This window comes from Ktedonobacter sp. SOSP1-52 (assembly GCF_016587395.1).
The window spans coordinates 291,577-313,173 of record NZ_BNJH01000005.1; the positions used below are offsets into that span (position 1 = coordinate 291,577).

General features: G+C 54.5%; 19 protein-coding genes and 1 pseudogene. 12 read left to right on the plus strand and 8 right to left on the minus strand.

Annotated elements, in window-relative coordinates:
• The first annotated feature begins 41 nt into the window (after window positions 1-41).
• A complete protein-coding gene (locus JMJ16_RS41985; RefSeq protein ID WP_201391286.1) occupies window positions 42-1,061 on the plus strand; it encodes a pentapeptide repeat-containing protein in 1,020 nt (339 codons plus the stop codon).
• Between the two features lie 1,548 nt (window positions 1,062-2,609).
• On the opposite strand, the gene JMJ16_RS41990 is transcribed toward JMJ16_RS41985, so the two are convergent.
• Window positions 2,610-4,592 (minus strand): aldo/keto reductase, encoded by a 1,983-nt coding sequence (locus JMJ16_RS41990; protein ID WP_201391287.1) that lies wholly within the window; start codon window positions 4,590-4,592, stop codon window positions 2,610-2,612.
• Between the two features lie 312 nt (window positions 4,593-4,904).
• On the opposite strand from JMJ16_RS41990, the gene JMJ16_RS41995 reads away from it, so the two are divergent.
• Window positions 4,905-6,179, plus strand: a complete 1,275-nt coding sequence (locus tag JMJ16_RS41995) for a Bcr/CflA family multidrug efflux MFS transporter (RefSeq protein ID WP_201391288.1) — start codon at window positions 4,905-4,907, stop codon at window positions 6,177-6,179.
• A gap of 145 nt (window positions 6,180-6,324) precedes the next feature.
• On the plus strand, window positions 6,325-7,038 hold the full coding sequence (locus JMJ16_RS42000) for a hypothetical protein (RefSeq protein ID WP_201391290.1): 714 nt from the start codon (window positions 6,325-6,327) through the stop codon (window positions 7,036-7,038).
• Window positions 7,039-7,098: 60 nt separating this feature from the next.
• Here JMJ16_RS42000 and JMJ16_RS42005 read toward each other — a convergent pair.
• Both JMJ16_RS42005 and gnd read right to left on the minus strand, forming a co-directional pair.
• Window positions 7,099-7,862 (minus strand): annotated as a pseudogene (locus JMJ16_RS42005) (HAD-IIA family hydrolase).
• Between the two features lie 220 nt (window positions 7,863-8,082).
• Window positions 8,083-9,102, minus strand: a complete 1,020-nt coding sequence (gnd, locus tag JMJ16_RS42010; RefSeq protein ID WP_201375835.1) for a phosphogluconate dehydrogenase (NAD(+)-dependent, decarboxylating) — start codon at window positions 9,100-9,102, stop codon at window positions 8,083-8,085.
• A 240-nt stretch (window positions 9,103-9,342) separates the two neighbouring features.
• Here gnd and JMJ16_RS55050 point away from each other — a divergent pair, with 240 nt between their 5' ends.
• The 5 genes from JMJ16_RS55050 (at window position 9,343) to JMJ16_RS42030 (ending at window position 12,353) form a co-directional block, all read left to right on the plus strand.
• A complete protein-coding gene (locus JMJ16_RS55050; protein ID WP_236601928.1) occupies window positions 9,343-9,651 on the plus strand; it encodes an RNA polymerase sigma factor in 309 nt (102 codons plus the stop codon).
• Between the two features lie 12 nt (window positions 9,652-9,663).
• Window positions 9,664-9,888: an RNA polymerase sigma factor gene (locus tag JMJ16_RS55055; RefSeq protein ID WP_236601929.1), complete on the plus strand. Its 225-nt coding sequence runs from the start codon at window positions 9,664-9,666 to the stop codon at window positions 9,886-9,888.
• On the plus strand, window positions 9,885-10,292 hold the full coding sequence (locus tag JMJ16_RS42020) for a hypothetical protein (protein WP_201391292.1): 408 nt from the start codon (window positions 9,885-9,887) through the stop codon (window positions 10,290-10,292). Before JMJ16_RS55055 ends, JMJ16_RS42020 begins: the two co-directional genes overlap by 4 nt.
• Before the next feature lie 102 nt (window positions 10,293-10,394).
• Window positions 10,395-11,498 (plus strand): PQQ-like beta-propeller repeat protein, encoded by a 1,104-nt coding sequence (locus tag JMJ16_RS42025; RefSeq protein ID WP_255553299.1) that lies wholly within the window; start codon window positions 10,395-10,397, stop codon window positions 11,496-11,498.
• Between the two features lie 144 nt (window positions 11,499-11,642).
• Window positions 11,643-12,353 carry a hypothetical protein gene (locus tag JMJ16_RS42030; RefSeq protein WP_201391296.1) on the plus strand — a complete coding sequence of 237 codons (711 nt, stop codon included), beginning with the start codon at window positions 11,643-11,645 and terminating at the stop codon, window positions 12,351-12,353.
• 62 nt (window positions 12,354-12,415) lie between these two features.
• On the opposite strand, the gene JMJ16_RS42035 is transcribed toward JMJ16_RS42030, so the two are convergent.
• Window positions 12,416-13,033: a LysE family translocator gene (locus tag JMJ16_RS42035; protein WP_201391298.1), complete on the minus strand. Its 618-nt coding sequence runs from the start codon at window positions 13,031-13,033 to the stop codon at window positions 12,416-12,418.
• Between the two features lie 366 nt (window positions 13,034-13,399).
• Here JMJ16_RS42035 and JMJ16_RS42040 point away from each other — a divergent pair, with 366 nt between their 5' ends.
• The 3 genes from JMJ16_RS42040 to JMJ16_RS42050 all read left to right on the plus strand — a co-directional run bounded on the left by JMJ16_RS42040 (window position 13,400) and on the right by JMJ16_RS42050 (window position 16,162).
• Window positions 13,400-13,873 (plus strand): MarR family winged helix-turn-helix transcriptional regulator, encoded by a 474-nt coding sequence (locus JMJ16_RS42040; RefSeq protein WP_201391300.1) that lies wholly within the window; start codon window positions 13,400-13,402, stop codon window positions 13,871-13,873.
• Window positions 13,874-14,041: 168 nt separating this feature from the next.
• Complete coding sequence (locus JMJ16_RS42045; RefSeq protein ID WP_201391302.1) at window positions 14,042-15,043, plus strand: nitrilase-related carbon-nitrogen hydrolase; 1,002 nt, start codon at window positions 14,042-14,044, stop codon at window positions 15,041-15,043.
• A gap of 189 nt (window positions 15,044-15,232) precedes the next feature.
• Window positions 15,233-16,162, plus strand: coding sequence for an SDR family NAD(P)-dependent oxidoreductase (locus JMJ16_RS42050; RefSeq protein ID WP_201391303.1), 930 nt, complete (start codon window positions 15,233-15,235; stop codon window positions 16,160-16,162).
• A 205-nt stretch (window positions 16,163-16,367) separates the two neighbouring features.
• Here the strand turns inward: JMJ16_RS42050 and JMJ16_RS42055 are convergent, their stop codons facing one another.
• The 4 genes from JMJ16_RS42055 to JMJ16_RS42070 form a co-directional block, all read right to left on the minus strand.
• Window positions 16,368-17,246: an RNA polymerase sigma-70 factor gene (locus JMJ16_RS42055; protein ID WP_201391305.1), complete on the minus strand. Its 879-nt coding sequence runs from the start codon at window positions 17,244-17,246 to the stop codon at window positions 16,368-16,370.
• Window positions 17,247-17,294: 48 nt separating this feature from the next.
• Entirely contained in the window at window positions 17,295-18,611 is a 1,317-nt protein-coding gene (locus tag JMJ16_RS42060; RefSeq protein ID WP_201391307.1) for an NAD(P)/FAD-dependent oxidoreductase, read from the minus strand.
• 427 nt (window positions 18,612-19,038) lie between these two features.
• A complete protein-coding gene (locus JMJ16_RS42065; RefSeq protein WP_236601930.1) occupies window positions 19,039-19,794 on the minus strand; it encodes an SDR family NAD(P)-dependent oxidoreductase in 756 nt (251 codons plus the stop codon).
• Between the two features lie 355 nt (window positions 19,795-20,149).
• Window positions 20,150-20,614, minus strand: coding sequence for a MarR family winged helix-turn-helix transcriptional regulator (locus JMJ16_RS42070; protein WP_201391310.1), 465 nt, complete (start codon window positions 20,612-20,614; stop codon window positions 20,150-20,152).
• A gap of 300 nt (window positions 20,615-20,914) precedes the next feature.
• Between JMJ16_RS42070 and JMJ16_RS42075 the strand changes: the two genes are divergently transcribed.
• Window positions 20,915-21,553, plus strand: a complete 639-nt coding sequence (locus JMJ16_RS42075; RefSeq protein ID WP_201391312.1) for a uridine kinase — start codon at window positions 20,915-20,917, stop codon at window positions 21,551-21,553.
• Window positions 21,554-21,597 lie beyond the last annotated feature (44 nt).

Sequence of the window (21,597 nt, forward strand, 5' to 3'; positions counted from 1 at the left end):
CTCGCAAAACCCCATGCACGAATCGGAGGCCAGTTCTGGTTATGAAACGTCTTTTTCATGTGGGTCAGGTCGTGTCTCATCCCTCGACACTGGCTGTTTTCTCTGGTTTGTTTGCTGCGATCATTGCCTTCCTCATCAATCTTCTAAGCGGAGGAAATACTTCAGGTCAAATTGTCACCGCGCTGGTCTTCGCAATGTTGCTCAGTCTGTGTCTCGCGGCCTGGCAAATGTACACGCAGGATCAGAGCGGGAAGCAATGGATGGCGATGATGCAGGAGATGGTCTTCCAGACCTACTTCCTCACGCTTCTCACCGAGAAGCCGGAGGTATCGCAGATTGCCCAGCAACGATTGGGTCAGGTCTTGAAATCTTTAGATGCCGAGCAGCAACTAAGTATGTTGCATTTTTTCAGCCACAATGGCCTCTCTGTTACATTTATAGGCGATGCACTGAGAGGGAGCAGAGCCCTTGTAGGAGCGGATCTGCATAAGATGGAACTGCCGAGCGTGCAACTGAACGATACGGATCTGAGTTCTGTGAATCTCAGCAGTGCCAATCTCAGCGATGCCAATCTCAGTGGTGCGGCGTTGTATCGTGCTAACCTCTCCGGGGCTAATTTACGCCGGGCGAGCATGAGAGCCTCTGACATGAGAGGTATAGATTTGCAGGGCGCCGATCTCACCGAAGCTGATCTCAGCGGATCTGCCCTGCTTGCAGACCAGGAGGAAACTCCTCATAACGCAAACCTGACACATGCCATTCTCACTCATGCGAAGTTACGAGGAGCCAGTCTCATAGACGCTGATCTCAGTGGCGCCAACTTGCGGAGCGCTGATCTCACGAAAGCGACGTTCAGCGGAGCAAATTTGCAGGGCGCCGATCTCACTGACGCTACCCTCACCGAGGTGACTTTCATCGGAGCAAATTTACAGGGTGCCGATCTCACTGGTGCGACTCTCACCTACGCACTGCTCGACGATGCTGATCTGCGGAACGCCAGAGTGACTGATGAGCAATTGCAGGCGATCAGTACTGGCAAGAACATGAAGAGAGAGGGCTAGAAAACACAAAAAAGATGTCACCACAATCGTGAGCCCAACGACCAGGGTGATACCTAGACCAAATGGAGTAGCCACGTCCTGACCCTGTGAAAACTCCATCGATCCCCACCAATCGGACCGAGCCTCAACGGCTCGTCCTTCTTCTTGAGATTGGCTGCTCTCACCATTGAAGGGACACGAGTCACAACAAACCAAGGTTTTTGCTACTCTGCTATTCCCCTCAGAACGGAGAAATGAGAGACATCCTTACCGTTTCCCTGTCCTTAGCGAAATATGTTGGGGAAATTATGTCGGACCCTGACAAGCATTTCTTTGCGAATTTCCAAAAACGGAGCACAATGAATGGCTTGCAGTGCGCTCTCTCGACCCATCAATGCCTGAGTGCTCAATCTGGAGGCGCAAAAAGCCCGCCTGGAGGTCAAAACCTGCCCACTCTTTGGGCCAATTACCACTTATGGCGGGGTGGGTGCCCCAAATGTGGTTGAGGTATTGACCTATACATCTGGAAGGCCTTATCAAAAGGATCGCACTTTTCAGTTGCTAGTCGTTGGTTAGCATCAATAGGTCAGCGTTAGGGAGGGTACTTGACGCCTGATCTGGTCCACGCTTTCAAAGCCATTCGAGATAGACACCTGGCTCACCCTGATCAGACACTTAAGCAGAGCTAACGTAAGCCTTTCCTTTTCTCTCTCCAATTTACAAGATTTTAATGAAAGAAGCCTGATAGAAAGCGTTTTGACAGGAAGCGCGCATACTGGTGCTTACGATTGAAGGCAATTTCCCACGTTTGAGGGGCCAGATCCGCTCACTTCGTGGGGCATTTACCAGTTCTGGAGACGCTCTTCAAAGCGCGAAAACTGTCTGTAGCTACAGACAGTTTTTTGTTGCCCTGATGCATTTCCTCTTCTTCCAAGAAAAGCGATGCTATTGTCTTCATAGATGACTAATGAGCAGTTTATTAGTTGGATACCCCGATTAGGCGCTTAATAGCCTGCTCTAGCTCTCTCCAGACCGGTTGTGTATTCAGCCCCAAATGATCGAGACTACTTAAAAGTTTGTACCCTGTCGAATACGGCTCTACACGGCGAAGTCCGTAATTGGGTCCATACCACGGGTCACCAGCACCAAGCGATGCGTTCATTAGGATAGTTAGACAGCTCTTAACGACTTCCTCGTCGCCATATGGAACTGGAACAGAATACTTCCATTTGAACTTACCAAGAAGCCAGCCATGACGAGCGAGGCCAGCCACATCGACGTATCGGCCACCCAGGCCAAAGCGCCCGGTCTTCCATTCGGCTTGAACCTCATACTCTTCAGATCTAACAAGCGGTTCTATCTCTACTGCTTCGGGCCGTCCTCTCAAACGCGCTAGAAAGAATGCTAGGACCTGGGCACAACTCCATGCCGCATCACCAGCACGGTGTCCTTATGATTGTTCACTCTTCACCCAAAAATCTGTCAACTCGTTGCTCTTACTACCATCTAGAGCATGAAGCGGACATTGTGGCAATCAGCCACAATGTCCGCTTCATGCTCTAGACTCTATTATGCCTCAAGGTTGAGCCAGCGAACCTCCTCAGGTGTGAGGGTGATGTTCACGGCCTCGAACGAGGTGCGTGTCTCCGAGAGGGCGCGTGGCCCGATCAGGGGGAAGGTTGGGAAGGGCTGGTTTAGCACGTAGGCCAGGGCCAGGGCGATTGGCTGAATGCCGCGCTCACGGGCCATCTGGTTGACGCGCTCCAGGCGTTGGAAGTTATCCTCGCTATACCAGCAGCGCACGAGCTCAGGATCGGAGTGATCCTCCGGTTTTGCGCGCCCGGTGAAGAAGCCACGAGCCTGGCTGGACCAGGGCATCAAGGCCATATTGTGCTCTGTGAGCCACGCGCGAGAACTTGCATCCGAGGCCGAAATGCAGCCTGCCCACACGGGATCGATCATGCGTGCCAGGCTAAAGTTATTGCTGAGGGCGGAAAAGCCGGTCAGCCCGTGTTCCGCGGCCCACTGGTTGGCCTCTTGCAGGCGCTCAATGGACCAGTTGGATGCGCCAAAGACACGTATACGTCCGGCCTTCTTCTGCTCGTTGAGAACAGTGATAAATTCGCCTACAGGAATCTCGGGATTGTCGCGATGCATCATATAGATGTCGAGGTAGTCTGTGTGCAGGCGCCCCAGGCTGATATCAAGCTGCTTGACGATCCATTCAGGCGTGCAGTATGGCGTGTGTGCGCCCTTGCCGAGGATGACCACCTGCTCGCGAATGCCGCGATTAGCGATCCACTGCCCCAGCAACTTCTCGCAGGCGCCGCCGCCATAGATGAAGGCGGTGTCGAAGCAGTTGCCGCCGCGCTCGAAGTAGTCGTCCAGCATAACTGAGGCATGCGGCCACTCGGTCTGGTTATCCACACCCATGACCAGGCGGGAGACGGGCTTCTCCACTCCGGGCAGATTGCCATACTTCATGCTAGCATCCGAGCGGACACGCAGGGGACGCTGGCTTACCGTCAGGATCTTACCCTCAGGTTTCTCCGCCTCATAGACGACACCGATGGCCTTGCGCCAGCGGTCAAGCGTCTGCATATTACCAAGTGTGTCCTCCCAGCTCATGGCAGGCGCTTGCAACTGTTCCAGGTAGGCGGCAACTGTATCGGCTTCGTTGCCATACAGGTCTACCTCGCTCTCAACGTCGATTCTCTCGCTCTGCCCATTTTTCTCTACGAGCAGATATGCTTGGCCGCGCTCGGGAAGCCATGGCGACTGGATGGTGATGGATCCCTTGCTGCCAAAGATGCGTACGTTGTTGTCTCCATTTACCTGGATGCCGGTGAAGAGCTGTGCTAGCACGCCACTCGGGAAGCTGAGTGAGGCCATGGTATATTCATCAACGCCTGTGGATCCAACCTGGCCCACGGCGCTCACCTGTGTGGGTTCGACGAAGTCTTTGCCGTTGGCGATGCCTGCGACCATGCGTGCCATCGAGACGCAGTAACAACCAACGTCGAGGATGCCGCCGCCTCCCAGCGCATTGTTGTAGAGTCGGCTCTCGGGATTAAAGCCCGCATTAAAGCTAAAGGTGGCCTGTATCACGCGAATATCGCCGATTGTTCCCTCCTGCAAGAGTTCGCGCAGCTTCTGTGTTTGTGGGTGGCAGCGATACATAAAGGCCTCCATCAGGAAGACCTGGTGGCGCTGGGCCGCCTCCACGATAGCCATCGTCTCGGCATGGTTGAGTGCTATGGGCTTCTCACATAAAATATGCTTTCCGGCCTCCGCGGCGCGGATGGCCCATTGCGCATGCTGAGGATGCGGCGTGGCGATGTAGACCGCCTGAACCTGCTCGTCGGCCAGCAGCTCCTCATAGCTGCTGTAGCAGCGCCCTACGCTCCATTGCGCGCCAAAGGCATCGGCTGCTTCCTGACTACGACTGCCAACGGCGACCAGTGTTCCCGTCTCTGAATTGGCCAGACCTTTGGCGAAGACGCCAGCGATCCTGCCAGTACCCAAAATACCCCAGGCTAGTTTGCTACTCAAAATAGGTTCCTCCTTATTTACTCCTGTCTATACTATAGTCTACAATCTCAGGATGCTTTCTGCCAGGGCTGGATACGCCTTTCTTGAGTTGACCTTTCGCGCCTACGGTGCTCAGGAGGGAATAGATGAGCGTGTGGCGCTGGCATACGCTCATCTATTCCCTCCTGAAGCGAGCTTGCGAGTGGGGAAAGGGGATGATAGACTTTATTTATCAGCTTCAATGAGAAGTTGTCCAACGCTGCTCAAGCACGCGTCGTCCCACTAGATGCATTTATTATTGATAATCCCCAGGTTGGAGGTAGGATGTCCGATATGGATACACGGTTTTCCTCTGCGCGTGGAGAGGAGGGTGGAAAGCAGGAGATATCTAAAGCACTGCAGGAGGATAAAGAGCTACCATATGTGCCCAGTGGGGCGCTGGTCGTCATTATTTTAGGGGCCTTGAGCGCGTTTGGACCGCTCTCGATGGATATGTATTTGCCCTCGCTACCTGCCCTGGCACATGACTTTAGTGCCAGTACCTCCCAGGTACAGATTACCCTGAGTGCCTGCCTGCTGGGACTGGCGTCTGGTCAGCTTATCGCTGGCCCTCTTAGTGACGCAGCTGGACGTCGACGCCCGCTCCTTATTGGTGTTGCGCTGTACGCGGTCGCCTCTCTCCTGTGCGTTGTCGCGCCCTCGGTATTTACGCTGGCAGTGCTGCGCTTTGTGCAGGGGCTTGCGGGCGCGGCTGGTATTGTTATCTCACGTGCTGTGGTGCGTGACCTGTATTCAGGGGTGGCGGCGGCGCGTTTCTTCTCGCTGCTCATGTTGGTGAATGGCCTGGCACCCATTCTTGCCCCGATCATTGGTAGTCAGTTGTTGCGCTTTACCTCCTGGCGGGGCGTGTTTGTGACGCTGGCGATTATTGGCGTGATCCTCTTCTTGCTCTCCGCCTTTGGTCTCAAGGAGACGCATTCCGTGGAGCGACGCCAGATGGGTGGGCTTGCGGCAACACTCTCCGCCTTCCGCGTTTTGTGCTCTGATCGCCTCTTTATCGGTTATGCCCTGGCGGGTGGCCTCTCCTTCGCCGCCATGTTTGCCTATATCTCTGGCTCATCCTTTGTCTTGCAGGATATCTATGGAGTCTCGCCCCAACTCTTTGGGGTGCTCTTTGGTATCAATGCCCTGGGCATCGTCGTAGCTGGGCAGGTCAATGGCAGGCTCGTAGGTCGCGTCTCGGCGCGGGGGTTGCTTACATGCGGCTTGAGTTCGGTGGCCTTTGGCGGCCTCGCTCTGTTGCTCGTGGCCGTGAGTGGTGTAGGACTGGTTGGCATCCTCCCAGCGTTCTTTATCATCGTAGCCAGCCAGGGCCTGGTTATGCCCAACTCGGCTGCGCTGGGCTTGGCCGATCATCCACGTATTGCGGGTAGCGCCTCGGCCTTGCTGGGGATGTTGCAATACGCGATTGGGGCCCTGGTTGCGCCGCTGGTGGGCCTGGGCGGTGGCAAGACGGCTCTGCCCATGTCCCTGGTTATTGCCTTCTGTGGTGTGGCCTCACTCAGCGTCTTTCTCCTGCTCTGCCGCACCCGCCAGCGCCTCGCCTGAGCCAAGTAGTCGCGTACGCTAGTAGCGGGCCGGGTCTTTTAGTATACCAGGGATAGCACACGAATACATCGTCCTTCTGGGCGGTGTATTCTTTTTTTGAGCGGTGTATGATCTGCGCCAGTGAAAAAGAAAGGACGCGAAAAAGATGATTCGTATTGGATTGGTTGGTGAGTATAAGCCCGAGGTGCAGGCACATATCGCCATTCCCCAGGCGTTGGTCCTGGCTGCTAATGACCTTGGTTGTCAATATGAGGCAGAGTGGCTGGAGACTCCTCTATTTGAGCAGGGCGCTGAAGAGAAGCTGGTAGGCTATCAGGCTTTATGGTTTATTCCCCATACTCCCTATGCAAGTATGGGTGGAGCTTTGAAGGCTCTACAATATGCGCGTGAGCGGCTGATTCCTACGCTGGGGACCTGTGGTGGTTGTCAGCACATGCTTATTGAGTATGCGCGCAATGTGCTAGGCATCCGTGAGGCGGACCATGCAGAGGAGCATCCCGATGCCGCTGTGCTCCTGATTACGCCGCTAGCCTGCTCTAACACAGGAGTTATTACTGCCTGCCATCTCTCTCCTGGCTCGCATGTGGCGAGCATCTATGGGGTAAGCGAGGCCATTGAACAGTATGGTACCTGTAACTACGGACCAAATGCGCAATTCTGGCCGGAGCTTGAGCGGGGCGGTATGCATATCAGCGGTAGAGACCAGCAGGGCGAGGCCCGCATCATTGAGCTTGAGCGGCATCCCTTTTATATCGGTACTCTCTTCCAACCGGAGCGCTCAGCTTTTAAGCAGGTTGTCCACCCTCTCATTCGCGCCTTCCTCCAGGCCGCAAATGATCTAGTTATTCCTCAATCATAGATCTCGCCCGTAATAATGGAAGGGTTTGTGGCACTTCTAGTGCTACAAACCCTTCCATTATTAAATTTCGATGTCCGCGACGGAGTCGCGGATCCAGGTGGGGCGGTAGGGGAAGCGCTCGACCTGCTCCCGGGAGGTGACGCCAGTGAGGACCAAAATGGTACGCAGGCCACTCTCAATGCCTGAGATCATATCTGTATCCATGCGGTCGCCAATCATGACAGTCTCCTCGGAATGGGCGTTGAGCTTGCGCAGAGCGGTGCGCATCATCAGCGGGTTGGGTTTACCGATGTAGTAGGGCTTGATGCCGGTAGCGGCGCTGATGAGGGCCGCCACGGCGCCGGTAGCGGGACGGTCCCGCCCTCGCCTGGTCCCATGGGATCGGGATTGGTCGCGATAAAGCGTGCGCCATTCAAGATGAAGCGGATGGCCTGAGTGATGCGCTGGAAGCTATAGGTCGTGGTCTCGCCAAGCACGACATATTCGGGATCCTGGTCGGTGATGATATAGTCGATATCGTGCAGGGCTGTCGTCAGGCCGGACTCGCCGATGACATAGGCGCGTCCGCTGGGGCGCTGAGAGTGTAGGAACTGTGCTGTGGCGAGCGCGGATGTGAAGATAGACTCTTTGGGCACATCCAGGCCGATATAGGCCAGGCGTACCTGGAGGTCGCGAGGAGTATATTGTGAGTTATTGGTTAGAATCAGAAAGGGAATTTCCTGGTCACGCAGGCGCTTCACAAACTCCGCTGCGCCGGGAACAATCGTGGAGCCACGCACGAGCACCCCATCCATATCTGATAGGTAATTCTTGACGCCTTCCATGTGCTTTCTGCCTTTCGCGCGGGCCAGGGATTAATGTATGAGATTAAGATAAGGACTGCGTATGCCTGGCTCCGCCTCTGTTCTCTTCTCTACATGCTACCATATCTATGTAGAGAATGCGTATCAGCTTTTTGTTGCGATTAAATAAAGATTGCTTTGTAGAAAAGGGGTGTGGTGCGGCTGACCAGCCGCACCACACCCCTTTTCTACAAAGCAATCTTTATTTAGATTCCTTCTCGTGGTGACCACCAAACTCGAAGCGCATGGCGGAGAGGATCTTGTTGCCATAATCGCCTTCACCGCGCGAGCTGAAGCGCGAGAAGAGCGCGGCGCTGAGAACGTGCGCGGGCATGCCTTCATCGATAGCGGCCTGCACCGTCCAGCGGCCCTCGCCCGAGTCGGAGACGCGTCCCTGGAATTGTGAGAGGTTGGGATCTTTGAGCAGGGCATGCGCCGTCAGATCCAGCAGCCAGGAGCCAACCACGCTACCACGTCGCCAGAGCTCAGCGACTTCCGGAACGTCGATGTCGTACTGGTAGAAGCGAGGGTCTATAGGAGCGGTCTCGGCATCGATCTCGTGTGTATTCTTGCCGATGTTAGCCTTCTCCAGAATACCGAAACCCTCGGCGTATGCCGCCATGATGCCATATTCGATACCGTTATGGACCATCTTGACAAAGTGACCGGCGCCATGGGGTCCACAGTGGAGATAGCCCTCCTCAGCGGTACCACCCTTCTGACCGCGTTCCGGTGTAGGTGGCGTGGACTCTTTGCCAGGTGCCAGAGCCTTAAATATGGGATCAAGGTAGGCAACTGTTTCGTCCTCGCCGCCAATCATCTGGCAGTAGCCACGCTCGAGGCCCCAGACGCCGCCGCTGGTACCGCTATCCACATAATGGATGCCATGCTTCTCAAGCATATCGGCTCTGCGAATATCATCGCGATAGTAGGAGTTGCCGCCATCAACGATGATATCACCTTTATCTAGCAAGGGGACGAGTGTCTCCAGTGTAGCGTCGACTGAGGCCGCGGGTACCATAATCCAGATGACGCGCCTTGGCTGAAGCTTGCCCACCAGGTCTTGTAGCGAAGTTGCACCATCGCTGATTGAACCATCCTGAATACGAGCCTGGACTGTTTCCTGGCGTCTGGCATAGCCGACACACTTGTGTCCAGCCCTCAAGAGGCGCTTAGCCATATTGGCTCCCATGCGCCCAATTCCAATCATTCCGATCTCCATCGAGATCTCCTTTCAACTGCACGGATTTATGTGTTTGTATGCAGGTTGCAAAGACATTATATCTCTTTATAACTCTTTGCTCTACACGCAATAGCCATTTTTCCCGTTTCATGCTGGGAAAAATGTGCATGCTAAAGTCAAGCTCAGACTACCCTTATAACCTGAGTAACAGAATCTGTTATGTTTTCTAGTCCCATGCGATTATTATAGGCGAGATCTCAAATAGCATAAGGATGTCCTATGAAGGAATTATCGATCACGCCTGCGCAGGCAACGGATGCCGCCCTATATCAACGCTATGCCCCGGTCATTTTCGCCTATCTTCTACGGCAGGTCCCTTCGCGTGAGGACGCGGAGGACCTGCTGGTCGATATATTTCTGGCAACCCTGGAGAAAAGCTCATTGGCAAGTATGGATGAGCAGCGTGTCGCCGCCTGGATCTGGACGGTTGCGCGCAACAAGGTTGTCGATTATCGCCGTCGTAGCAAGTATCGCGCGAGCATTGAGCTCGCGAAGGTCGAAGATGTGCTCTACGAGAGCGAGGAGTAGGCGCCCGAGCGTATGGCCCTCAAACATGAGGAACGGCAGACGTTACACACTCTCTTGCAAGAATTACCGGAGCTCCAACGTCAAATCGTCCATTTGCGGTTCGGACATGACCTCACCTGTGGTCAAATCGCGACCGTGATTGATAAAAGCGAGGCGGCGGTGCGCATGACGCTGCACCGCACGCTCAAGCTTCTACGCACGCTCTATACCCGTAACGAGAAAGGAGGCACCCTGTGAGTCACGAAGACACATCCTTTATTCCCGAGCACCTGGATCAACAAATCGAGCATCCAGCCGCGTCACTTGCGCCCATCGATCAACACCTGGTACAGGCGTTACGTCAGGAGCACCAGGCAGATGCCCACGCCAATGCCCAATCCTTGCAGCGTGCCTGGGAGCGTCTGGAGAGTATCAAACGCGAGCGCGCTTCACAAGATTATGTTAAAACCGCTTCTCAACCTCTCTCTATTCAAGAGATACAACAAAGGAAGCGTCAATTGAAAAAGCAAGAAACAGAGATCTCATCACGGAGCAGTATCAAGCGAACCCTGAGCCTGCTCGTCGCCGTCTTGGTTGTCGCCGTCATTGTAGGTAGTGCGGCCTTTGTCTTTAATATGGCCGGCAAAAAGAATGTCGCCTAGACATCCAGTAATACCGCTGGCCAGGTATAGGCAACTGCGACGCCAGTAGTAGACTCTTCTGGCATCTATATTACCTATCCGGCCGATTGGTCTACAACTGCCATCAGTAAACTAGATTCTCATACTCATGCGTCCTTGTGGAGCTATAAGAGCTCTGGCACTACAGTGAATCCCGCTGTATATGGAAACACCGTGTACACCAGTACTATGAACGATACAACCAATCAACCGCAGCTTATCGCCCTGGATGCCACAACGGGTAAGGCCCGCTGGAGCACCAACCTCAAACCAGCCCTGGCGGCACCAAGTGGCAAGGGTAGTTCATACAATCTGGGTTATCTCACAACTCCCGTGATTGTTGATGGCCAGGTATACGTACTCAATCGTGCTGGAACAGTCTTCGCGTTCGATGCTAATACAGGTAAGCAGGCTTGGACATATCAGAGTGGGGCCACGGCGCTTGTTGACGGCACCATTAATCAAGTTGGTGTGCCTGTCGTCAGCAACGGTGTGCTCTATGGAGCGCTGGAGAGGACCTATTTCGCGGTTGATACCAAAACCGGCAAGCGCATCTGGACTTCTACCATCAATGCGCAAGAGCAGGTACTTAATGGTGTGCAGGTCGTCGATGACGCGGTCTATGCCTCTTCTGCGGCCGTAAGCCAGCACCATGGAGGAATGTCACTGCAAAGTTATGTCTATGCCTTTAACACCAAGGATGGACAGCAACGCTGGAAGTTTTCTACTCAGAACTGGGTGAACGTTGCGCCTGTCGTCGCCGATGGACACATCTACTTCTTTGAGCGCAATCCCTTTGCCCCGCACTCCATCCTCCATGCGTTAGATGCCCAGGGGCATGAAGTCTGGCACAATGACTATGATACTGATCTTTATGCGCCTATTGCCGGGGGAGGCTATGTCAGCTTCAGCCAGGGAACATATGATCATACCAACGGTAAGATCCTCTCATACTCGTTGTATGTACTGGTTGCCGCGACTGGGAAGACGAGCTGGAAAAAAGATGTAGTGGCCGATCCCTCAAGTATTAACGAGGGCGTGCTCTACACCCAGGGCGCAAACCGCCAGCTCATCGCCTATGATCTCAAAGATGCCAAGGAACTCTGGCACGGCCAGTACGGCGTTGATCTCGTTGACAAGTATGGTAACCACAGCGCCTCAGTCCAACTCATAACCGTCGTACCCTAACCTATCATCCTATTCATTCTTAAGCAAGCAGGCCTGTTTGGTTTCGCACCGGATGGGCCTGCTTGCTTGATTTTTGGCCAGAGAAACGTATGTATTAGTAAGCAGAACTATTTTCATGACTGATAGCAAAGGAAGCACATGTATATGTCGGAGCAGCAACAGGGAGGCATATCTGCGCGTAAGGATGGCGTATCTATCTTAGATGTGTGTGCTGTTCTTGATGCTGTACAGGTGGGCCAGGTAGAGAGAACATGGATGGTAGTATGCCCGCGGAAGCAACCAGAGAGTGCCTATGCTACAGTGGACGTACTTGTCGTATTGCTGGGGAACTTTGTCTATTTTGTAGTTAGCTTATTGTTTTTCTATAGCCTAAATTTGATCAATAACCCATGGGATCTCTATACGCGTTTCCCTTTTCTCCTGCTGACTATCGCGGTCGAGGTGTTGGTGGTATGGATGGCCTTGAGTGTTAATCGATGGGCGAGAAAGCAAGAGCAACTGCACGCCAATGACGTCCTGGTTCTCACGCCTGAGGGTTTTATCGACTATAATCCCTGGAATGATGATGTCATTCGCAAGATTGTTGTCTTTAACTACGCAGAGATTGAGCGGATGACGGTGACCTTTTTAGTATCAGAATTACTTTGGGATACCACCAACAGGTACGACTCCGATAGAGACCATCATTTGCCAGCGAGTAAGGGTATGGGCAATTTTAAGTTTACTATTTACTTGAAAAAGGGGATACGTGAGGAATGGTATCCACGCCCGCTATTTGACGAGCCATATGAGATTGTCAGGCGCATCACAGACGATTACCAGAGATATCGTCAGCTTTATGGTTTGGATGACTAAAACTTTGACGAGATGTCCCCCTTTAGATGTTTGTCTAAAGGGGGACATCTCGTGAGAGATCGCTAAAACTTGATGTTGAGCAGGATGAGCAGGCCGAAGAGGGCGATGCCACAGCCGGAGAGGCGGTTGACCCATAAAAGCCAGGTCGCGCTTAAGCGCTCGCGTAGCAGGCTGACGCCGCTGACGAGGATGAGCCACCAGAGCAGGGAACCGAGAAAGATTGTTAGCGTGACGGCGAGCGCGGAGAGCGGACTGCTCGTTGCCCCCAGGCCGATGCCTGCAAAGATGAGGGCGAAAGAGAGTATGGTCAAGGGATTGGTCAGGGTGAGTAGGAGCGTTGTCACGTAGGCTCTGGGCAGGTTGGCGACTGAGACACTGTGCGCAGCCTTGCGCGCTGGAAGCGTGAGCGCTGTGCGGCAGCCCAGGTAGATCAAGAAGATGCCTCCCAGCAGGTGAATCCACCAGTTCTGGCTGATGAGCAGGTCGGAGAGCGCGGTCAGGCCAAAGGCGGAGATGCTGGCGTAAAGCCCATCGGCGCTGGCGATGCCCAGGCCCGATACCAGGCCATAGAGATAGCCACGTGTTAACGTGCGCTGAATGCAGAGCAGGCTCATAGGGCCGACTGCTGCGGCGATAGAGATACCAATAAAGAGTGTGTGGAAGAAGGTCGCGATATCCATCTGAATACTCCTTACAAGAGGCTAAAAAAGGAACAAAAAACGCCAGACCTCATATCTCAGGTCTGGCGTTGGCTTTAGCCGTTAGTGGCTATGTGCTCTATGGAGCTGTGGGAGAAGACATGCCCAGAGAACCAGACCTGTATTGGTGCTGGCTCTGATGCTGTTGAATATATGTGTTTGTGCTAAGAAGTGGCATCACAGACATGTCTTTAATGGCCGATCCTTTTACTATATTATGCTTGAGTATAGCATAGTTGGCGGGAAAAGTCTGCTACCGTTTTAGCCTTTGCCAGGCCTTGACAGCATGTTGTATATACACTATCATAGGGACCGTGATGAATGTTGTATATACACTAAATAGAGACTATGATGATGAGTACAGAGACTGAGACAGCCGATGCCGGCGTGGTTGGCGAGATCACTCGCAATTGCTTGCTGACGCGCACGCGCCGAATATCGCGCATCATCACCAACATGTATGATCAGGCACTTCGGCCTTACGGCGTCAATGCTCCACAGTTCTCGTTGCTTGTGCTCATTGCGAATCTTGGAGGAGCAAGTCGCGCTGAGATCGGACGTGCCAACTACCAGGAGCGCTCGACCCTGACACGCAATCTCGCGCTTCTCCTGACGGAGGGGTGGGTCGAGGAAATGGTTTCTGACCAAGGCGGTCGAAGCCGTCCACTGGTTCTCTCGCAGGCCGGCAAAGAATTACTGGTTTCGGCGGCTCCTGCGTGGCGAGCAGCGCAGGTGAAAGCCAAACAGTTGCTCGGCGAGGAAGGCGTGACTGCCATCGTCGGCGTGGCCGACAGCATCCCGCTTGACGAACTCGTGGAGTAAGCCACCCAAAGCGTTGTATATGCAATGTACTGTGCAGTAAACGTTGTATATACAACGCACAGTGTAACAAACCCCGTCACATCCACCTTGTGGAAAAAGAGGCCCATAATGTTGTATATACAACAAAAATATAACAAAGCCATCACGTCAACTTGAAAGGAACATACCATGAGCACCATCGTGAAAGCCGCCGCCGTGCAGATCAGCCCCGTGCTGTACAGCCGACAGGGGACCGTCGAGAAGGTTGTGAAGAAGATCCGTGAGCTGGGCAAACAGGGCGTCCAATTCGCGACCTTCCCCGAGACCGTCATTCCCTACTACCCCTATTTCTCCTTCGTGCAGTCACCGTACGACATGCTGTTGGGGAAGGAGCATCAGCGTCTGCTCGAAGAGTCGGTCACAGTCCCGTCTGCCGAGACCCATGCGATCGGCGAGGCCGCGAAGGAGGCGAACATGGTCGTCTCGATCGGCGTCAATGAGCGCGACGGCGGCTCGATCTACAATACACAGCTGCTCTTCGACGCGGATGGGACGCTGATCCAGCGCCGCCGCAAGATCACACCAACCTATCAGGAGCGGATGATCTGGGGCCACGGTGACGGCACGGGCCTGCGCGCCGTCGAGAGCGCCGTTGGGCGCATCGGACAGCTCGCCTGCTGGGAGCACTTCCAGCCGCTCGCGCGTTACGCGCTCATTGCCGATGGTGAGCAGATCCACTCGGCGATGTATCCCGGATCGTTCGCTGGCCCACGGTTCGCGGAGAAGATGGAAGTGAGCATCCGCCAGCACGCCCTCGAATCCGCTTGCTTTGTCGTCAACGCGACGGCGTGGCTCGATGCCAATCAGCAAGCCCAAATTATGAAGGATACGGGGTGTGCTATCGAGCCAATTTCCGGCGGCTGCTTCACCGCCATTGTGAACCCGGAAGGCCAGATCATCGGCGAGCCTCTCACAGCTGGTGAAGGCGAAGTGATTGCCGATCTTGACTTCGCTCTCATCGACTACCGCAAGAGACTTATGGATGCGCGTGGTCACTACAGCCGCCCCGAACTGCTCAGCCTGCTGATCGATCGGACGCCCGCGTCGCCCGTCCATGAGCGTACCGCGCACCCGAAGGCTGAAGTCTTGCGCGCGGCTGTCAACGAGGAGAGGACAGTCGAGGTCCTGTAATCCCGCCGTTTGTCCCGCAAACACCTGCCGCTCCGGATCCAGCATGGTCGGGGATATATCAGACACACGGCAGACGCCGAGGTTCCATCAAGAGGTATCCTGTCTGGTGACGATCAGACCCTAGAACACACCGAACTCCTAATGCCTCCCAACCCATCTGAACCTAACTACAAAGTAAGGAGTATGACGATGAAATTCACACATGACAGCCCGATCCTTGTGACTGGAGCGGCCGGCAATCTCGGTGCTATCGGCCGCAACCTCACCGTATTGCTGCTCGCCAAGGGGCATAAGGTACGCGCCTTGGTCCGGCGGGAGGATGAGCGTGCCGAAGCGTTGCGCCAGCTCGGTGCCGAGGTTGTGCAGGGCGACCTGACGGATCTCGCCTCGATGCACCGCGCGATCGAAGGGTGCGCGCGCATCTATTTTGGCATGTCCGTCTCTGCGGCGTATCTGGAAGCCACGGTTAACACCGCTGCGGTGGCGCGCTACCACGGCGTCGAGGCTTTTGTGAACATGTCGCAAATGACGGTCTCGCAGATGAGCATCACCGAGACCACAGACAGCTCGCAGCAAAAGCTGCACTGGCTGGCGGAGCAGGCACTCTCATGGTCGGGACTACCAGTCGTCACGGTCCGACCGACGGTCTTCCTCGAAAACTTCTTCCTGCTTTTCGCCGCTGCGAGCGTACGGGAATCCGACGAGTTGGCGCTGCCGATGGGCAGCGGCAAGACCTCGCCTATCTCGGCTGTCGATGTGGCGCGCGCCGTATCCATTATCCTTGATGACCCGGTCCCGCACATCGGTCAGGTATACAACCTGACCGGATTTGAGTCGGCCGATCTCGACCACTACGCGCGCGTCTTTTCCGAGGCACTCGGCCGGACGATTCGCTATCGCGACGTGCCGCTCCCTCTATGGACCGATAAGCTTCGAGAGGCAGGGGTGCCTCTGCATATCGTCAACCATGTCGGGGTAATGGCCGACCTCCACGCGCAGGGGCGTTATGACCGTATGACTGACGACTTTTCCAAGCTCACCGGCGAGATGCCGACAAGCGTGCACGACTTCGTGAAGCTCCATGCCGCTGAATTCACGCGGCATGAAACCACGGCTTGAGGGTTCAATGAGCGTGTAGGACCGGAGGACGCGAATGCTGTATCGTCATCCTTCTCGACTCCAGTCAAAGACCGACGGTTGGGAATCGGCCATATTCGCGCTTTCCGTTCAGCGCCCATGCACGAAACGGCCTCTGAGGAACATTGGAACGGATTTGTACGATAAGGGATCAAAGGAAGATGTGTAGCGACAGCGCGATGGGCGATTATTGTGTTTTGTTTTGTAACCAGCGTAATTTATCAGGGTTGGCCACGGCGTAGATATTCCGAATGCGCTCGCCTTCAATATCGAGTAGTAGGACGCCGTAGGGACGGCCATCTACATAGCCAACGATGGCGGGCTGGCCATTGACCTCTTCTCTGCGCGACTGCATGATCGATAGCAGCGGGCGTAGACCGGCAATAGAGCCGTGTGCCACCTTGTCTCGTCCGCGAACTCTGTGTCCAAGGCGAACTTTGCCGCCGCTATCGCCGGTGAAGACAATGTCTTCGGTCAGAAGGTTTAGCAATCCCTGCATGTCGCCGCCGTTGCTAGCACGCATGAACTGATCGGTAATGCGTTCCTGCTGCTCAGGGGAAACGTTGAAGCGCGGGCTGCGCTCTCCCAGGTGCTGCTGGGCGCGGTGAAAGATCTGGCGGCAGTTGGCTTCGCTTTTTCCTACAATAACGGCAATTTCGCTATATGGATATTCGAAGACTTCGTGCAGCAAGAACGCCGCTCGTTCCAGCGGCCCCAGCTTCTCCAACATGATCAAAAAAGCGAACGAGAGCGATTCGGCCAGAACGGTTGTATCAACCAGCTCTGGCCGCAGGTCCGTGGCGATTGGCTCCGGCAGCCACGGACCAACATATACTTCGCGCTGCGCTCTGGCTGAGCGCAGTTGGTTGATACAGAGCCGCACCACAATAGTCGAGAGGTAAGCTCGGGAAGATTGTACCTCTCTGGCCTCCTGCATCCAGCGCAAAAACGCCTCCTGAACAATATCTTCAGCATCCGTAGCGCTACCTAACATACGATACGCAATGGAAAAGAGCAGTACCCGGTACTGCTCGAATATTTGTGTGGTGGTTTCAGATGTGTTCACGGCTCTATCTGACCTCTAAGCTTTTACCCTATTTTACCTCCTATCACTTCAGTTAACAACTGGCGCTACTGCCTCGCGTAGCAACAATTGCGCAACCTGGCGGGCACTACCGAAACTGGGATCAGCCAGGAAGCCCTCACCGATCCAATCGCCAATCAGGTAGAGATTGCTCAGGCCCGGTACGCGTGGACTTGGTCGCCCGGCATAGCCGCCGTTCTGGGCCGTGGGAAGCATGCTGATCGCCTCGATGTGCGGCAAGTACACACGCTTGACCAGCACATCACGCCATCCCGGCTGCACCGTATCCAGCAGATTCTCCAGGTCCCGCTCATCTTCGCGCGGGTCGCCCAAGTGCAGGGGGTCGAGCTGTTTGAACGTATGGATCAGCGCTCCTCCCTGGGGCGCGATCCGTGCGTAGACGGATTGTATCGACATAAAGCGTGGACGCTCTAGGTCCTGCACAACTGTGTAGCGCGGATCTGGCAGGTGACTCAAAGCGACATCCAGGCAGGCCACCCGTGCTGGAACAAGGGGCTCGACAATCTCGCGTAATGGCTGATAATTCCCGCCGTCCACCAGCTTTACTGCGTCGCGGGGGCTGGTCGCGACGATAACTGCCGAGGCATGCACGATCTCATCACTGTGCAAGCGCACACCCACTACCCGGTCCTCTACCCGCTCTACAGCCTCGATGCGACATCCACTTACAATGCGTGCTCCTGCCTGCGCCGCCGCCGTGCGCAGTTTATCCACTAGCGTTTGCCAGCCACCGTCAATGTACAATATCGGATTCTTGAGCAGGATCTGCGTCCTTTTGATCAGCACATCCGCGCTCACCAGATCAAGTGCCGAGCTATAGACGCCAGTGCAGGCGTTTGCTGCCATGAACTCGCGCACTCGTGGGCGCCTCGTATTGCGCTCCAGCCATTCCTGCACGCTCATTGTCCGCCACTCCTCTGGCTTCTGGCCAGCTATCCTGGCAAAGATGCCCATAAGTTCCAGTTTGTCAGCAAAGCTCAAAGCATTGGTTCGCAGCAGCGTTAGCGTATCAAGCGGAGCGATGTGCAGCTTGCCCGCGCGCAGCACGTGCACCTCTCCTGGTCTATGGCCGCTATGGGGAATACCCAGTTCTCCTAGCACCTCCGAGGCCGCTCCACCCGAGTACAGTGCATGGATGCCCAGGTTAAACGAATATCCGTCATGCATCTGGGTGGCCGCCCGTCCGCCCAGTCTCGCTGACTTCTCAAACACCATCACGTCAACGCCAGCCCGTGCCAGGTAGCACGCCGCGGTCAATCCGGCAAGCCCGCCACCAACGATAATGACATCAGCCTGTTTTGTCTGCGTTTCAACATTCGACTCCATATATGTGTGCTCCTTTTGCAACTATTCAATATAGCGATTTGTCGCACACTAGACAGAATCGGGTTGGCATTTGTGACAAAATACAGGCCAGAATCCCAATACTGACGATTTTTGCCTCGAAGCTTGGCTTCATGCATTTCGTTGTTGCCACTGTGAGAGGTTGTCAAGGTGCTCATTGGTGCACTAGGGCTGTTGCTCCAGATTGCGCTTCAACCGCTCTAGGTGGCGCTGCGCTAACTACAGATTGCCTTTGATCCCCGTCAACGGAGGTACGCAGTCTACTTTACATTCGTGTTTTCCATAGGAAAGTCAGGATGTTCTTCATGAGGCCTGGTGATTGCCAACTCGTATCGGGGCCATCACGTCGTCAATTCTAGAGTTGACGACGTGATGACTGGGTATCGTACTAGCAACTTTGCCGTCTTACCTACGCCAGCAATCCCCCATCGACAGTCAGGGATGTGCCAGTAATGTAGGAAGCTGCCGGACCAGCCAGAAAGACGATTGCCGCCGCAATCTCCTCAGGCCGACCGTAACGACCGAGAGCAACGGTTGAGACAATTCCAGGGGAGAACGGGCCATCTGCCGGGTTCATATCAGTGTCTATGGCTCCCGGTTGGACCACATTGACGGTGATCCCCTTGGGTCCAAGGTCTCGTGCCCACCCTCGGGTGTACCCGGCGATAGCCGCCTTCGTTGCGCTATAGTCCGCAATGCCCGGTATTCCCGTCCGAGAGGCAAACCAGGAACTCACCGAGATGATCCGTCCTCCCTCACCCATCACGCGCGCCGCAGCACGCACTCCCGTTGCCACGCTGGCAAGGTTGACCGCCATCAGCCGTTCAAAGGTAGCCTCATCCCTCTGTGGATCGGTTATTTCCCCAAAGGCCAGGATCCCGGCGTTATTGACAAGGATATCAAGGTGTCCAAAATACGCAACGACTTGATCGATCAAGCCTGTAACCTGAACGGGATCAGCCTGATCCGCTCGAAAAGCGATAGCACTCACTCCCAACTCCTTGAGTTGACGAAGAAGAATCTCCGCCTTCGTGGCCGAGGATGCACTGGTATAGCTAATCGCAACATCGGCTCCCTGCTCAGCAAGGGCACGCGCTGTTGCTGCTCCAATGCCACGTGATCCGCCGGTGACCAATGCCACCTTCCCACTCAATGTCTGTGTCATGGTTCTCTGCTCCATTTTGCTCTTTGTATTTTTCGGCCTCTCATCGAGAGAATGTATTTCCACCCCTCCAGATGTCAGAACACGTCCTGAAGACTTGGAAGAGGACTGAAATGACCTCAGTGCTTCACAAAAAGGGACATATGCCCCTATCAGAAAAAAAAGAAAAATCGATACAATAGGCTCGCTTTCTCCTAAAATTTCTCACCGTTGAGAACAGGATCATAGATCTGTATGCTGTCACCAGCGTACATCATCGTGGGTTCCTGTTTCCAGAATCAAGACGAGCACACCAGTCAGCAAGCGCAGGCATCTTCGCCTTTTTTTAAAAAGGTGCATATACCCCTTTTGGCAAAAACTAGAGCAATAGCTCCAACACTTCAACTTTTTTCAGTTCAGCAAGCAGGGCTTGCGTCTGCTGCTCGCCGAAGTGGGCCATCACCTGCTTTTGCGCCTGCAGCCAATAGGGATGAGCCTCTATCAGAGCTTGGCGCCCCTGCTCAGTCAGGCGTACCACTCGCGTCCGTCGATCACTCCCCGCTTCAACGGTCACCAGGCCCTGGCTTTCAAGCGGCTTCAACGCACGGGCAAGCGCACTTCGATCCATGGCTAATTTCTCAGCCAGGTGCATCACCGTTTCTTGTTCTGAGAGTGCAATTACCACCAACACGGTATGTTGAGTCATGCGTAATCCGGTCGGTTGCAAGCACCGATCATAGAATTGTGTAATCACACGTGCGGCCTTGCGCACCTGTGAACAAGCACACGCTTCTGCGAACGCCTTCAAGGCCGTTGTATCGAGTTCATATCTTTCCTTTTCCATGGATAGGAGTATATACCCCTATTTTTGCCGTGTCAAGTTCCTGTATTTTATCTTAGTCCTTTAGCCCTTCGCGCCTGTAGCGCTCAAGGGTATAAAGATGGATTGGATGGCACGGGCATTCGCTCGTGCCATCCAATCCATCTTTATACCGCTTAATAATATAGACAAGTGCGAATGTATGCCCTAAAATGTTATATTTGTTTGGAGCAGAAATTCCCGGGTGCGATCTCGATCCCTGGCTATGAGTTTGTCTAAATAAAAGATTATGCCTATGTCTCTATGTAAGCAAAGGAGCTGTATATGTTGTCTATGCCAACCCTGCTGTCGCGTGTGACGGAACTACCTACGAAACGTTTGTATCTGGTTGCTGGTCCTGCTGCCTCGGGCAAGACTACCTTCTCCCTGGCCCTGGCGCGCTATCTGGGCGCGGCCCTGCTCTCGATGGATCACTATTACGTGGATGAGGAGCAGGTGGTGAGAGAGTACGATGAAAAGTATGGGCTGGTGCCGCAGTGGGAGAGTCCAGAGGCTTATAACGTAGAGCGTATGCAGCAGGATATACGCGAGCTGCTGCGCGCAGGCCATGCAAAGATTCCTCACTACAGTTTCGTGGAGAACCGCAAGGTGGGTGAGCAGGAGATGAGCCTGGGCCTGGAGCAGCCTCTGATTGTCGAGGGGTTGTACGCGATCCGTTTTGAGTCCTTATTTCGTGAGCTGACGGATTCGTTTGTGACGCTGTATATTCAGGCAGAAACAGAGGTCCGGCGTGCGCGTTCCCGTGTGCGTGACGTCGTTGAGCGTGGGAAACTACCCGAGGAGTTTAAGAAGCGCTACCATTTTGTCTCGCTGGGTGAACAGCGCTGGGGACTCTCACAGATGCGGGAGGCCGATTTTGTGGTGGAGGCAAATGAGGAGACGCGAGAGTGCTTTTTTCTGTAAAGCCTCTTCTTGTTTTCGTCGCTAATGGAGGCTGCAGTAAGAGA